This is a genomic window from Psychrobacter sp. APC 3426 (assembly GCF_030408035.1).
In the GTDB taxonomy this organism is placed as follows: domain Bacteria; phylum Pseudomonadota; class Gammaproteobacteria; order Pseudomonadales; family Moraxellaceae; genus Psychrobacter.
Map to the genome: position 1 here is coordinate 1 of NZ_JASDCF010000007.1, position 14,919 is coordinate 14,919.

At 43.2% G+C, this 14,919-nt stretch carries 15 protein-coding genes; 12 read left to right on the plus strand and 3 right to left on the minus strand.

Annotated elements, in window-relative coordinates; genetic code table 11:
- Window positions 1-234 precede the first annotated feature (234 nt).
- A complete protein-coding gene (glnE, locus tag QL919_RS05685) occupies window positions 235-3,081 on the minus strand; it encodes a bifunctional [glutamate--ammonia ligase]-adenylyl-L-tyrosine phosphorylase/[glutamate--ammonia-ligase] adenylyltransferase (RefSeq protein WP_290188605.1) in 2,847 nt (948 codons plus the stop codon).
- Window positions 3,082-3,331: 250 nt separating this feature from the next.
- On the opposite strand from glnE, the gene tusD reads away from it, so the two are divergent.
- The 4 genes from tusD to QL919_RS05705 all read left to right on the plus strand — a co-directional run bounded on the left by tusD (window position 3,332) and on the right by QL919_RS05705 (window position 5,052).
- Window positions 3,332-3,748 carry a sulfurtransferase complex subunit TusD gene (gene tusD, locus QL919_RS05690; protein ID WP_290188606.1) on the plus strand — a complete coding sequence of 139 codons (417 nt, stop codon included), beginning with the start codon at window positions 3,332-3,334 and terminating at the stop codon, window positions 3,746-3,748.
- A gap of 139 nt (window positions 3,749-3,887) precedes the next feature.
- Window positions 3,888-4,211 (plus strand): hypothetical protein, encoded by a 324-nt coding sequence (locus QL919_RS05695; RefSeq protein ID WP_290188607.1) that lies wholly within the window; start codon window positions 3,888-3,890, stop codon window positions 4,209-4,211.
- Between the two features lie 116 nt (window positions 4,212-4,327).
- The gene (locus tag QL919_RS05700; RefSeq protein ID WP_290188608.1) at window positions 4,328-4,672 is read left to right on the plus strand and encodes a hypothetical protein; all 345 of its coding nucleotides are present in this window, start codon (window positions 4,328-4,330) and stop codon (window positions 4,670-4,672) included.
- 11 nt (window positions 4,673-4,683) lie between these two features.
- On the plus strand, window positions 4,684-5,052 hold the full coding sequence (locus QL919_RS05705; RefSeq protein ID WP_290188683.1) for a TusE/DsrC/DsvC family sulfur relay protein: 369 nt from the start codon (window positions 4,684-4,686) through the stop codon (window positions 5,050-5,052).
- 19 nt (window positions 5,053-5,071) lie between these two features.
- Here the strand turns inward: QL919_RS05705 and QL919_RS05710 are convergent, their stop codons facing one another.
- Window positions 5,072-5,659 carry a tRNA (cytidine(34)-2'-O)-methyltransferase gene (locus tag QL919_RS05710; RefSeq protein WP_290188609.1) on the minus strand — a complete coding sequence of 196 codons (588 nt, stop codon included), beginning with the start codon at window positions 5,657-5,659 and terminating at the stop codon, window positions 5,072-5,074.
- Window positions 5,660-5,932: 273 nt separating this feature from the next.
- On the opposite strand from QL919_RS05710, the gene QL919_RS05715 reads away from it, so the two are divergent.
- The 3 genes from QL919_RS05715 to QL919_RS05725 all read left to right on the plus strand — a co-directional run bounded on the left by QL919_RS05715 (window position 5,933) and on the right by QL919_RS05725 (window position 7,189).
- The gene (locus QL919_RS05715) at window positions 5,933-6,073 is read left to right on the plus strand and encodes an entericidin A/B family lipoprotein (protein WP_201587171.1); all 141 of its coding nucleotides are present in this window, start codon (window positions 5,933-5,935) and stop codon (window positions 6,071-6,073) included.
- Between the two features lie 458 nt (window positions 6,074-6,531).
- The gene (locus tag QL919_RS05720; protein WP_290188610.1) at window positions 6,532-6,867 is read left to right on the plus strand and encodes a hypothetical protein; all 336 of its coding nucleotides are present in this window, start codon (window positions 6,532-6,534) and stop codon (window positions 6,865-6,867) included.
- Window positions 6,868-6,904: 37 nt separating this feature from the next.
- Entirely contained in the window at window positions 6,905-7,189 is a 285-nt protein-coding gene (locus tag QL919_RS05725; protein WP_201541598.1) for a hypothetical protein, read from the plus strand.
- Window positions 7,190-7,289: 100 nt separating this feature from the next.
- On the opposite strand, the gene hemW is transcribed toward QL919_RS05725, so the two are convergent.
- Window positions 7,290-8,621, minus strand: a complete 1,332-nt coding sequence (gene hemW / locus QL919_RS05730) for a radical SAM family heme chaperone HemW (protein ID WP_290188684.1) — start codon at window positions 8,619-8,621, stop codon at window positions 7,290-7,292.
- A gap of 449 nt (window positions 8,622-9,070) precedes the next feature.
- On the opposite strand from hemW, the gene QL919_RS05735 reads away from it, so the two are divergent.
- From QL919_RS05735 to accC, 5 genes are all read left to right on the plus strand, one after another.
- A complete protein-coding gene (locus QL919_RS05735) occupies window positions 9,071-9,550 on the plus strand; it encodes an EVE domain-containing protein (RefSeq protein WP_290188611.1) in 480 nt (159 codons plus the stop codon).
- Window positions 9,551-9,726: 176 nt separating this feature from the next.
- On the plus strand, window positions 9,727-10,767 hold the full coding sequence (locus tag QL919_RS05740) for a hypothetical protein (protein ID WP_290188612.1): 1,041 nt from the start codon (window positions 9,727-9,729) through the stop codon (window positions 10,765-10,767).
- 482 nt (window positions 10,768-11,249) lie between these two features.
- Window positions 11,250-12,617 (plus strand): MATE family efflux transporter, encoded by a 1,368-nt coding sequence (locus tag QL919_RS05745; RefSeq protein WP_290188613.1) that lies wholly within the window; start codon window positions 11,250-11,252, stop codon window positions 12,615-12,617.
- 284 nt (window positions 12,618-12,901) lie between these two features.
- Window positions 12,902-13,330, plus strand: coding sequence for an acetyl-CoA carboxylase biotin carboxyl carrier protein (gene accB, locus QL919_RS05750; protein WP_290188614.1), 429 nt, complete (start codon window positions 12,902-12,904; stop codon window positions 13,328-13,330).
- Between the two features lie 127 nt (window positions 13,331-13,457).
- Complete coding sequence (gene accC / locus QL919_RS05755) at window positions 13,458-14,819, plus strand: acetyl-CoA carboxylase biotin carboxylase subunit (protein WP_290188615.1); 1,362 nt, start codon at window positions 13,458-13,460, stop codon at window positions 14,817-14,819.
- Window positions 14,820-14,919: the final 100 nt, after the last annotated feature.

Consider the following 14,919-nt stretch of genomic DNA (forward strand, 5'->3'; position numbering starts at 1 on the left):
AACTGGGACTGTGACAGTCGGGGCAATTGATCTGTATTTGTGTCTTCATAACCTCAAATATATCATCTTGCTTTGACTGTCACCCTCCCTTTATTACTCCAGCATACTTTTTGATACACCACCAAATATTTTAGTTGTCCCCTAGTAGGTCATTATTTGTATAACCAATCCTATATAAAGCTGACCGATTGTCGGTCGCGCTAAAACATTATTATCTTCGAGGTTTTATGAATGCTATTCTGAGTCAACACCCATGAGATGCTGCCACTGGTCTTGTACCAGCGTGCGTGTCTTTTTCCATAGTGATTCGTCCACCAATAGTGACTGCTCTGACAATGCCAACTGATGGGTAGCCGCACGAATTCTGAGATAGGCATCGGTTAAGTCTTGGCAGACTTGCTCTTCCCAAATGCCAAGCAGCGCCACTTCTTCAAAAATACGGACGTTGTCACTCCATTTGGTCAAGCTTCGATGCTCATGCGAATAAGCCAATACTGCAAATTGCGCCAAAAACTCAATGTCAATTATCCCGCCGGCGTCTTGCTTGAGATGAAACTTACCTGCTTGCTGTTGCCATTGACTGGTCCCTAGATGTTTTTGCATCTTGATACGCATACTGGTGACCTCAGTACGTACCTGCTCTATGGTACGCGGTAGTGCCAGTACATCTCGGCGGATATCACAAAAGCGTGCTGTTACGCGTCTGTCACCGCAAATCGCCCGTGCCCGTACCAATGCCTGATGCTCCCACGACCATGCCTTATCCATCTGATAGGTTTCAAAGGCATGACAAGATACCACCATCATGCCAGCATTCCCCGAAGGACGTAGACGCATGTCAATCTCATAAGCGCGACCATCTCGAGTTTGGGTGTTGAGATAGTTCATCAGCTTTTGTACCAAGCGCGCCGCAAACTTCATACCACTGACGGACTTTTCACCTGTGGTCATGCCCTGCTCTTTTATCTTATGTAAAAACACCAAATCTAAGTCTGATGAATATGACAATTCTAGCCCGCCAAGTTTGCCATAACCAATGATAGCAAAGCCGCAGTCCGCTTCGGTTACAGGATCGCCATCTTGTCCAATGGGATAGCCATAGCGTTTGACAATCTCTGCAAATGCTCGCTCTAGCGCCGCTTCCAACACCACTGCTGCTATATAAGTTAGAGAGTCTGACACCTTCATAATCGGACGTTCAGCCAATACGTCGCTGGCGGCGACAGCCAATACTTGGTTCTTTTTGAACAGTCGCAATACACTGAGCAGCTCTTCTTCGTCATTGGGCTCTACCCGCAATAACTGTTGACGCAAAATATCACGCAGCTCGAGCTTGTCCGGCAGATGACGATAGCGCTGCTGTAAAAACGTATCTAGTAGCACAGGATAATGTGCCAACTCCTTGGCAATCCAAGGACTGGCGGATAACATCGGAATCAGCTCAATGGTGGCATTAGGGTTTTCAGCAATCATCACCAAGTAGATAGAACGACGACAAATCGCTTCGAGCAAAGTAATAAGGCGCGGTAATGCTGTATTTGCCAGTTGCTGCTGCTCTTGATGAGCAAGTAACGCATGAACAATGACAGGATAGGCATCGTCTAAACGTTCACGAGCCTCATCGCTCAAATTAGCGACCATTTTTGATTGCCAAAAGCTCTGTAACAGCTCACGATTTTCTTCTGTTAATACATCATTTAACCGCGCAATCTGCTCTGTCAGATGCTCAGGCTCAAGGTCGGTATCTTCATGATCGGGTATCTGTCGCTCAGTGACCATTCGCTCAAATGGCACATTGACATTGTCTCGGTGATGATTGAGGGTACCAAGCAACCCATCCCAATCCTCAAAGCCAAGGGTAATAGCCAAGTTATGTTGCCACTGCGGATCATGTGGTAGACGCTGAGTCTGTTGGTCATTGATTGCTTGAATGGCGTGTTCAAGCCGGCGTAAAAACCGATAGGCCGCTTGTAGCTGCTCATATGTTGCAGGCTCTAAATACTCCAGCTTATACAATGCCTGCATCGCTTGCAGACAAGCTTTAACCTGTAGCTGTGGATGTCTACCGCCATAAATTAACTGAAAGGCTTGTACGATAAATTCAATATCTCTGATACCGCCTGCGCCAAGCTTGATATTGTCCAAGTCTTCACGCTGTGCCACTTGGTTTTGAATCAGAGACTTCATCTCTCTGAGTGCCGAAAACGCACTGTAATCCACATAATAGCGAAAAACAAATGGTTTGATGAGCGCTTGTATCTCCTCATAGAACGGCTGCTCTATGTTCCCAACCACACGTGCTTTGAGCCAAGCAAAACGCTCCCATGCTCGGCCATGTAATGAAAAATACTTTTGCAGCGCTGACAAATGGATAGCCAAGTCACTACCATCTCCCCATGGGCGCAGACGCATATCGACACGAAACACAAAGCCATCGGCTGTCTTGTTATCGAGTAATTTAATAATGCCTTGGCCCAGCCGAGTCATAAACCGCTTATTGTCTATGCTGCGTGTGCCCTTGGCTTTGTCACCATTGGTTTCACCGCGCGCTTGATGTACAAAGATAAGATCGATATCGCTTGATAAGTTGAGCTCGTGAGCACCAAGCTTACCCATGGCCATAATCGCCATGTCATCTATTTGTACATTGCCTTGATCATTAATAAAGGTTGGTTCACCATACTGCTTGGTTAGATGCTGATAGGTATAGTCTTTGGCAAAGGATATACAACCATCGGCAAATTCCGACAGCTCGTCGGTCAACTGCTCAAGCGCTATCAGCTGTAAGGCATCTTGCCAAATCCAGCGCATCATCAGCAGCGTACGTAGATGACGAAGGCCGCTCATGACTTTTGTTTCATCAGCGAGTTGATAATTATCATCCAATGTATAGTCTTGAATCAAATCATCAATTTGCTGACGTGTTAAGGTTTGATCCAACGGATAGCTACGTAAAAATGTCTGACATGAGACAGTCCGGCTCTCCCAAATCTGATAAGCAAACTCACTTGCCGTCTGCAATACTTGCAGCTGTTCTGCTGTCGGCTGACAGTCTGTACCATGAGTTGAGCGTAAGGACATAGCAGGTAACATAGGGAATGAAACTCCTTGCATAGAGTGCTAAGACTACGTGAACCTAGCCTATAAGTTTATTGTTTTTTCTTACGAGGCAGTCACAGCATCCAATAATTGTGGTGAATACATCGGTATTTGGCGCATAATATGCCAATATTTGGTACAGAACCTCATTTATTGACAGTGATTCTATTTGCTTTTAAGCGCTTTATGGTAGCATAAACACCTTTAGCACAGACGATTGATAAGACCTCCTATGACAACCACTACTCCACTGCTCTTAGTAACTGCTGACCCCAGTCATCCGCTTGCCCATTTAGCGCTGCGTTATGCGCGTGCTTACCTGCAAAGCACTTCTCAAACAGACATTGGCAATCAAAATACACCCTTAAACGTGTTTTTTTATGGAGACGGCGCTCATACTGCCAATAGTTTGCGTTGGCAGTCAGCAGAACAGCCTGATTTAACCAAAGAATGGCAAAAACTGGCTGAGCAGTATCATATGCCACTGCCTGTCTGTGTCAGTACTGCACTCAGTCGCGGCATTAGTGACACGGATAACAGTACACGCCATCAGCTAAATGGTGACAACCTGGCTACAGGGTTTACGCTGGTAGGTCTTAGTGAGCTGGCGATGATGATGCAAGATGACTGTCGTCTAATGCAATTTTAGCGATGCTCCTTTAAAATTTAAACACCTTTAAAACATTAAGCGCGCCTTGATTACCTGTACATCCTTAATGAACGGTGACTTTGAAAATACGTACGACGTAATGACAACAGTCAGTGATAGATACGATTAGGAATTACCCATGAAATTATTAATTCAGCTACATACACCGACTGAAATAGCCAGTTATGAGGGCTGTGCACTGGCACTAACGCTGGCAACCTTTGGTCATGAGGTGCAATTGTATTTGGATGCGCCGGTCTTTGGTTTATTGATGCAGACCGATTCGCGTTTACACGGTATGATTCAGTCACTTGAGTTATATGACATGCCAGCGGCGTGGCTACCTGATGATGTCTTTAGCGGTTGGGTCACGGGTATGCTACCTGTTGACTTATCCTCTCAATTGACGCTGATACCAGAAGTGATTAACGCAGCAGATTTTGACCAGATACTGACCTTTTGATTGGTCAGACACTTTTTAATTCATACGAATTAATCAGACAAATACTGGCTTAGCTTTTTATTTGGTTTTATTTTTGCTAATAAGCGCAAGCCATCAAATATGATTCGGACAACATTATGGCAACTTTATATCAATTACATAGCACCATGGATACACTCAGACGCAGCACCGAAGAGATGTCTCGCACTTGGCGTCTCGGTGACAGCATTGTATTACTAGGAACAACGGTCGCTTTTGTCGATTGGCTCAATGCTTACTTGCCCGATAGCGATATAGAAGGCGTTGCTGCCATTTATGCACTGGCTGATGATGTCGCACAACTGACAGCCAATACCTCTGGCAAACTGGATTTAGACACTAAGTTAAGTGCACTGTTAACAGATGAGGAGTGGGTAGCTCTGACTCAGAACACTGGTGTTAGTAGCACTGGATTTGATAAAGTGGTGACCATTACCTTATGAATAATGACAATATGAGTAAAGACAATATAAGCAATGAGAGTACAGGTACGTCTGTTGTAGCATTATCTACCCTAGAATTAGATCAAGACGGTCATCTGTGTGACCATGCTATTTGGACACCTGCCATCGCCCAGCAACTGGCCGATACTTTAGAGGTGCATTTAGAAGAGGAGCATTTGCAGGTTTTGCAGCAAGTGCGCGCTTTTTTTGATAAGTTCAATCACGCACCAGCGACGCGCCCACTGATTAAATGGCTACAAAAAACCTTACCCGAACACGATATGAGTAATCAGAAGTTGCAGCAGTTATTTAAGACCGGTTTGGTAGCCCGTCATGTCAATCGACTTGCAGGCCTACCAAAACCCCCTAACTGCTTATAATGCTATTTAATAAACAGACCTATTTTGGGTCATAAACCGTCAAAGTCTCATAACCAATACTACGACCCTCATCACCTGCAAACCCTTGCTGACGCCAAATCTCATAGAGACATATCGCCACGCTGTTGGATAAATTCAAGCTGCGTGAGTCCGCCAGCATGGGCAGTCTTAACCAGTGCTCAGCGCCAATATCCTCCCGTATCTCATCTGCCAGTCCTGCCGTCTCAGAGCCAAATACCAACGCGATATTTGGCATCTCATTAGGTCGCTGATTGGCAGTCTGCTGCCCCCTCTCTGTCTTGTCCGCAACTGGCTGACCACCAAAGTCGTACTCATAGAATGGCTTGCTCAGTTTGGTGGTCAATGCGGTAATCACATGACAGTCTGCAGCGTGCAGTGCTTGTTTTGCTGCTGTCCAGTCATCATGAACTTGCAAATGCGCGTACTCATGATAATCCAATCCTGCGCGGCGTAGCTTCTTATCATCAAGCTCAAACCCCAAAGGTCTAACTAAATGCAGCTGCGCGCCAGTATTAGCACACAAACGAATAATATTGCCTGTATTGCTAGGCATTTTAGGGCTTACCAACACGATATGAATGGTCATGATAACTCCGTCATTGATTGATGCTTATTCTTTATCTATTTATTTATCTCAGTAATTATCTTAAATAAGTAATCAAAAGTTACAGTTTACTGCCAATAATTACATTTTGATACTGTGCACCGTTTTTAACTTTCACTATGATGTCTCTAACGGATAGCGAGATAATCTCTACACATTATTCTCTTATCCAGTAACCACTCAGTGAGGCCATAGCATACTGCTTAGCGTCACTGTTATTATTTATAAAAATCGATTTATCTTGAGGATACTATTATGAAAAAAGTAATTATCGCATCTTTGACTGCTATGTTTGTTCTAACTGGTTGCAACACGTTTAAAGGTCTAGGCCAAGACGTATCAAGCGCTGGTGATGCTGTTACTGGCGGCGCACAAGACGTACAAAACAAAATCTAATTACTGATTTTATAGATTTCTTGAAGGGCTTATCATTTATTTGATAAGCCTTTTTTTAAGCCTGAATTCTGTCATACGTCATATCCCTTTTATATCGTTCTATTTGGTGTAATGGACAAAATTCATGCTGGCGTAGGGTCTAACGCTATATACTGTCTATATTTGCAAGGAATCAACGCCATGAATCAAAAAACTGCCCTTTTTGTAGTGATAAACACATCAAAAAGAATGGACGCAAGCTAGGCAAACAACAGTATCAATGTCTAGCTTGCAGACGGCAGTTTTTAGGTGGCATCAGACTCAATAATCAAACCCTTTGGAATGAATATACGCAAGGTAAACAGACCTACCAACAACTGGCTGATAAGTATCACTGTAGTCTTAAAACCATTCAAAGGCGCTTAGATAAAGTCAGTATTGAGTATCCAGTTAAACGTCCTAAGACTGCTAATATCATCATGGACACCACTTACTTCGGTCGCAAATTTGGTTTAATGGTTTTTATGGACAACACCACTAAAGCCGTTCTTTATTACGCGATAGTCAGCCATGAAACCAATAGCGCCTATAAGCAAGGGATTGATCACTTAGCATCGTTAGGCGTTGATATACAAAGCATTACCTGTGATGGTAGACGAGGGCTTAGAACGTTATTCACCCGAACCCCTTGCCAGATGTGCCAGTTCCATCAAGTGCAAATAGTGACTCGCTATTTAACTCGTCGCCCTAAGAATATCGCAAGTATTGAGCTTAGACGGCTCACTTTAAACTTAACACAGCTTAACACAGCTTAATAAAGCTGACTTCATAGAGCACTTAGATTATTGGTATTTGACTCATGAAGATTATCTTAATGAGCGTAGTACCAATGACGATAACAGTAGAACGTGGTACACGCATAAGCGTCTTAGAAGCGCTTATCGTAGTTTACGAGTCAATAATGATTGGCTATTCACTTATCAAGAATATAAGCACTTAGACATACCAAATACCACCAATTCTCTTGAAGGGTTATTCAGTGAGTTAAAGCGACAATTACACAGTCATCACGGTCTAAATGAGCAGCGTAAGCTGCGGTTTATTAAAGGCTTTTTAGGGTCAAAGTCACTCAAATAGCATGAATTATGTCCATTAGCGACTACCTTCTACTTTTTAGCATGAATTTTGTCCATTACACCTTCTATTTTTACTTTTAGAAACTACTTAAAATCTCAATTTATAAGAACGCTCTTAATATCTGATTAAGATAACGCTGTCCTAATAGCGTCGGCTGTAAGCGCTCAGCATTGTCCATCAATAACCCTTGAGCCACCAGCGCATCTACTTGTCGCGCAATATCGTCATAACCTAGCCCTGTCCTTGCGGTAAATAATGACCATGCGACGCCATCGTGCAGTCGTAGCGCATTTAGCATAAACTCACTGACCAACTCATCACTAGCTACGGCTTGCCAGCCGACCATTTTTGGTGCGCTTCGGCCAATAGTCGACAATTCATTAACGTTTTGATAATTTAAATAATCTTTCGGCAATCGCGACTTACTGAAACGATAGATGCCTGATTCTGCTAATAAATCATGATTAAGAATCGCATTTGTAGATAGTGCTTGAGAGTGAGAGTGACTCTTATCTAATTTACTTACTTCATTAGAATTTAATGCCTTATTAGCATCTGATGACTTATCGACACCTAATGACTTAGGAGCAACCGTTACTTTGCCATGTGCACCTGCGCCAATCGCTAGATAGTCACCGAACTGCCAATAGTTAACATTGTGGCGGCATGGCTTATCATGATTACCTGACCAAGCAGATACTTCATAATTTGTATAGCCTAGCTGCTGTAATAGTGACTGACCTGCCTGCTCAATGTCAGCTAAGTTATCTTCATCTGGCAATATGGGCTGGCTACGGAAAAATACCGTGTTGGGCTCAATCGTTAATTGATACCAAGAGATATGTGTTGCACCAGCATAATGCGCCATCTGAATATCATCTAACGCCTCATTCATATTTTGTTGTGGTAGCCCATGCATCAAATCCACATTAACCCGCTCAAAACCAGCGGCTCGAGCAGCATGAATAGCAGACAATGCTTGAACAGGGTCATGGATGCGCCCGAGCGTTGTTAGCTTATCAGCAGCAAAGCTTTGTACACCAATTGACAGACGATTGATACCCACGTCTAGATACTGCGCAAAAGGCGCATGTTCAAGCGTCCCGGGGTTGGCCTCCATCGTCACTTCGATGTCATCAGCGAATGTAAGAATTTGACGCAAACCGGTAAACAGTCGTTGATATTGCTCAATGGGCAATAATGAAGGCGTACCTCCACCGATGAAAATCGAGCTGATTTCTCGCCCTTGGGTTAATGGATGCTGCATTGCAGCATCTAATAACAGCGCATCTACATACTCGTCATACATCGATAGTTGCATGCCCGATGGCAGCTCATGTGAGTTAAAGTCGCAATAAGGACATTTTTTCACGCACCAAGGAATATGTATATAGAGCGCTAACGGGATATCCCCTACCTCTAGCCCATGCACATTGTTAGGTATATTTTTAGGCAGGGTCTTATGGGCACTGCTATCATTGGAAAATTTAACTGATTTGATATTTGACATAACAATGGTATCTATAATTTGACATAACGATGGTACGGTATAAGAAAATACGCACAACAGGATACGTATAAGAAGCCATAAAAACCACTAGCTGCTGTAATTGGCAGAAAGTAGCGCTAGGATAACGGCTAGATACCATAAAGAAAAGCACAGTGTTGATAAAATCATCAATGATGACCATTTACAAAAACGGATGTTGAAGTAAATGGCTTACGGAAAAAACACTATAATGCTATCAATTATGATTCTATGAAAATCCACCCTATAAAACACCCTATAAAACACCCTAAATAATCCTCTTAAGACCCTGTTCAGAAAAATTTGAATATTGATTGATAGCAAACCCTCAATTATAACAAAAGGATAACGCCATGGCTTATTGGCTTATGAAGTCTAACCCTGCCTATTTTGGTATCGATGATTTAAAACGCCTAGGCACTGACAGTTGGGATGGGGTGCGCAATTATAGAGCGCGTAACTTTATGCGCGATGATATGAAGGTCGGTGACAAGGTATTCTTTTACCACTCTAGTGCCAAACCATCCGGTGTGGCCGGTATCATGACAGTACACAAGGCTGGCTACCCTGACCCCAGTCAGTTCCATCCCGAACATCGGCATTATGATCCTATTGCCACTGAGGAGGAGCCACGCTGGTATATGGTAGACGTTGCCTTTGATCAAGCATTTACTGATGTACTGCCCCTATCAGAGCTCAAGTATTTACCGCCATTGGAGGACTCACTATTACTCCGAAAAGGCTGTCAGCAACTGACGGTTATCCCTCTAGAGCCCAAACACTGGCAAGCCATTATGAATCTGGCTGAGACACTTACTTTATTGCCAGATTGAAAATACCCTTTATACGTAACGATTGAGTAAGAATTTTTATGTCATCAATGAACACTTATTCCTGCGGTATCGATAGAAAGTTTGCTATATTTACGGACAGTAACGAATTTATTTGTACTTAAGACAATTTGAAATTGTCTGTGTAACTGCCAACCATACATCATCAGGACGCACTCATGAGCGCACCAAAGCTATTATTATCTGTATTAACCGTCAGCATATTCAGTCTAACTCTCAGTGCCTGCGGCAGTGATGGAGATAAAGTTAAAGAGGAATATGACCGTGTAGAAGATCAGGTAAAAGACGAATATGATCGTGTGGAAGACAAGGTCAAAGAAAAGTACAAAGAAGTAGAGGACAAACTGAGCGATGATGAAAAGAGCATGGCTGAGATTTTAGAGTCAGTATTTTTGCCAGAAGAGTCGCTTGATAACTTCTTAGACAAGCTAACACCAGAAGGTGGTCGCGGCGGCTTATATGTCGGACACTTCGTTGAAATTGATGACGGTGATAACAATGATATCGATATCGGCGCTGTCTATTTTGACATCAGTAAGGATGGTGCTGGCAGTGTCGATGGCAGCTTTAGTTATCAGCAACAAGCCTGCCAAGAAAACAATATTTTAGGCATCAATTCAGCGATTAAAGTAGACAACTATATCGCGGGCAAAGTAACAGGTAGTCTTGATACGCTAGAGTTTTTGGATATTAAGTATGTCAATGATTTGGGCATAGAGACGCCAAACTTATTGACCACTTTTGCAGGGAGCTTTGAGGAAAAAGAAGCTGGCACACCATGGAAAGGTAGCTTTGAGTATCAGGATGGCCTCGGCGGTAAACAACTAACCAGTAGCGAAAAAAACTGCAATGTTACTTATACCATCAGTGATCGCTCTAACTTTAAGACCTATCCACTAGATTACAGCCTTGGAAAAATGAATCTAGATGCCAGCGGAAACGGTAATCAGAAAATTGTTACTTGGCAGAACCCTATCAACACAAGACACGTATTGGTCAGCCAAATTGATGTTAATAAAGCAGAAGCTGGGGCGAACGGCTATGTGCAAAACCTAGTATTGAGCAACCTTGAGACACAGTTCACGCCTATTATTCCAAACACTTCAACCAATTATGCAATCGTAGTACAAGCATTCGATGCCAATAATACGTTGATTGGCTACCAAGCACTGGTACAGGATTTACCTGAATCTTTATAGCTATATAAAAATATGATTACTGAAATAGCTGTATTAGTATATTGGTCATGTATAAAGAATGCACAAAGGCTAAGTACGACTGTTAAATCAGGGATTATTTTTAGTGATATAAGGCTGTTAAAGCGTTGACATCCTAGTGTCGCTTGTTTACCATCTTATTTATTTATGACCTGTCAATTCATCTCTTGGATTGACGGGTTATTTTTATTTTGGTGTCTGCAATTTTATTTTCATACTCTGTCTATATGGGCTTGCTCATAATATTTATCGGAGTATTATCATCGGCATCATTCCTATCTTGTACCATTTCCAAAAAGCATAAACAGCAGTGACACACTTGCTTGGCCTACCAACGTAAGACGAACCATTTTTTATTGCTACTTACGTTTTTGGAAATGCTATTACTGTCTCGCTATTGACTGGTTGATGACCATATTTGCTCATCAATGATAACTACCGTCAAGAATAACAAGTTGCTCATTATGGTTTTCCCATTATCTTTTAGAGATTTTAGAAGTTATAGCTTACGCTTAGCCGTGCTAGCACTGCCTATTTTGATTACTCAGTTTTGTCAGGCTGCACTTGGTGTGGTAGATGCCATCATGGCAGGTCAGGTCTCCGCGCTTGATTTGGCGGCAGTGGCCGTCGGCTCTGGTATTTGGCTCCCACTATTTTTATTAGCCACTGGTATCTTAATCGCCACTACTCCTCTCATTGGCGAGGCCATCGGCCAAAACAAACACAGTCAGGTCCCTCATATCACGCAGCAGTCGCTCTGGACTGCAGGCGTCATTGGTATTCTAGGGTTTATTATTGTCAACCTGGCGCCTAATGTTCTTGGGGTCATGGGCGTGCCAGAGAATATCCAGCCGATAGCAACGCAGTATCTACATGGTGTCTCGTTTGGTTTCCCGGCGCTGGCAGTCTATGCCGTACTACGCAGCTATTGCGAAGCACTTGGTCGACCTGAACCTGTAACGATTATTAGTATTATTGGTTTGCTCGCCGATATACCGCTGAACTATATCTTTATTCATGGATTGTTTGGCATGCCTGAGATGGGCGGCGCAGGCTGCGGCGTGGCCACTGCCTTGGTATTATGGATAAACGTATTATTGCTTGCCACTTATACCAGTTTTACTAAACGTCGGCAGTTTGCCAGTACACGCTTTTTTTATGGTTTTGCCAGTCCCAATCGCGCACAAATAAAAAAACTGCTGAAACTTGGCATACCAATTGGTGTCTCTATCTTTTTTGAAGCCAGCTTGTTTAGCTTAGGTGCGCTCGTCATCAGTCCGCTAGGTGAGCTGGCAACCGCATCGCATCAAGTCGCACTAGCAGTGACCTCACAGCTATTTATGATACCTATATCGGTCGCTATGGCACTGACCATCATGATATCCAATCGGTTTGGTGAAAAAAACCTCATGGCGCTACGTCAAGTGCAAGCCACTGGACTGATTTGGACAGTCATGATTGCGCTGACTTGTATGCTTGGCATCTGGCTATTTAGACCACAACTGGCAGCCGCATTTACGGACAACCCAGCTGTCATCGCCCAGTCTATGCACTTATTAATCTTCGCACTTGGTTATCAGTTGTTTGATGGCTGGCAGGTCAACGTTGCGGGGATATTACGTGGTATGCAAGATACGACTGTACCGATGTGGGTGACGCTATTTTGTTATTGGTTAGTGGCATTACCACTGGGTATTTACTTGGTACGTTTTACCGATGTTGGTGCGCAAGGATTTTGGATGGCGCTTATCACAGGCTTATTTTTGTCCTCCATCTTATTGACTCTACGTCTACGCTATCAGCAAAAACGCCTGACTGAGATGTGGGGCTAAGTTTATTTAATAGCTATTTACCCAATCGTCGTTTTTAATAGTAAGGCACCCTTGGATATCAAAGTATCTGGTAACCATTACTGGCGCTACTTAGTCACATAGACTATGATAAATAATGAAGAATTCTTACTAAAAAGCCAGCTTACGTCAAAATATGTAAAAATTCTCAGTTAACAACTGTACATCGATTGCTCATTGCCTTGAATCTAGGTATCATTAGCAACTAATCAGACAATATTTAGTTACACTATTTCTCGAATTTAGTACAAGGCAAGATAAAAATTATGGATATTGAAAAAATACGCACCCTAATCGCCCTCATGGAAGAAAGTGAACTGGTTAATTTAGAAATCAGCTCAGACGATGAGCATATTAGTTTAACTCGTCACTATGATACTCCTGCACCGACGATGATGGCCGCCCCTACTGCTGGTGCCGCCCCTATCGCTGCTGACGCAAAGCCAGCGGTAAAGGCTGGTAGCGTTGAGACATCACCGATGGTTGGTGTTTTCTATTCAGCGCCTAGTCCTAATGACCCACCATTTGTAAAGGTTGGACAAAAAGTACAAGCTGGTGACACGCTTGGTATTATTGAAGCCATGAAAATCATGAATCCTCTTGAAGCGACTCAAAGTGGTGTTGTGGACGAAATCTTGGTAGACAACTCTGAAGTTGTGCAGTTTGGTCAACCTGTCATACGCTATAAAGCGTAACGATATTTGCCACACTTACTTCATGATGACTGTCTCTGGATACCAATGGCATCTATAAGCTTAATAATAATATGACGCTACATTTTGAGACATCATCACTGACTGTTGCTTCGACAAGGATGACCCCATGATAAAAAAACTGCTCATTGCCAATAGAGGTGAAATCGCGCTACGTATCGTACGAGCTTGTAAGGCATTAGGTATCGAAACTGTCGGTGTCTACTCCACTGCTGATGCCAACTTGATGCACCTGCGCTTCGTTGACGAAGCCATCTGTATCGGCAAGCCCAATGCCAACCAAAGCTATCTAGACATCAACACTATTTTGACAGCGGCTGAAATCACTGGTGCAGACGCCATTCATCCTGGTTATGGTTTTTTGGCTGAAAATGCTGAGTTCGCTGAGCGTATCGAAGAAGCGGGTCTCACCTTCGTAGGCCCTAATGCTGACCATATCCGGCTGATGGGCAATAAAGTCTCTGCTATCAATGCCATGAAAAAAGCTGGTGTCCCTACTGTACCGGGCTCTGTGGGCGCTGTGACATTACACAATGCTGAAGAGCAAGCACGCAATATCGGTTTCCCACTGCTGATTAAAGCGGCCTCTGGTGGCGGTGGTCGTGGTATGCGTGTGGTTGAGCGCTTTGAGGAAATTATCGGTCAAGTGCAAGCGGCAAAGCAAGAAGCTGAGCTGTGGTTTGGTGATGACACGGTCTATATGGAGCGTTACCTACAAAACCCACGCCACGTAGAGATACAGGTGCTAGGCGATGGTAATGGCAATGCCATTCATTTATATGATAGAGATTGCTCATTGCAGCGCCGCCATCAAAAAGTGTTAGAAGAAGCCCCTGCTCCTGATATTCCTGACGATGTCCGTCAACCTATATTAGATGCCTGTGTCAAAGCCTGTGAGCTGGTTAAGTACCGCGGTGCAGGTACTTTTGAGTTTTTATTTGAAAACAATGAATACTTTTTTATTGAAATGAATACTCGTGTGCAAGTTGAGCACACCATTACTGAAATGATTACGGGTATTGATGTGGTGGTTGAACAGCTCAAAATTGCTGCTGGTTATGGTCTGTCTTATCGTCAGAGCGAAATTGAAATCCAAGGTCATGCGATTGAATGTCGTATCAATGCCGAAGATCCCGTCACGTTTATGCCATCACCTGGTACTGTCACTCAGTTCTACTCACCTAGTGGGGCTGGTGTTCGCTTTGACTCACATTTATATCCAGGTTACGAGATTCCCAGTTATTATGACTCGCTCATCGGCAAGCTTATCTGTCATGGGCAGACTCGCCAGCAAGCAATATCTAAAACACTGCACGCGTTGGATGAACTAGTGATTGAAGGGATTAAGACCAATATACCGATGCATCGTGATGTCATTTTATCTGATGACAAATTCGTTCATGAAGCACAAAACATTCATTATCTTGAACGAGAGCTGTTAATCAACGATAAGGTGAAAGAGTCCTCTTAAACTGAGCGACCCTTCTTATAAGCAGCTTTTAGCTACTCACACGAGAGCTTGTCTCTAATGAAAAAAAACCGCTATTTTAATAGCGGTTTTTTATTGAGCT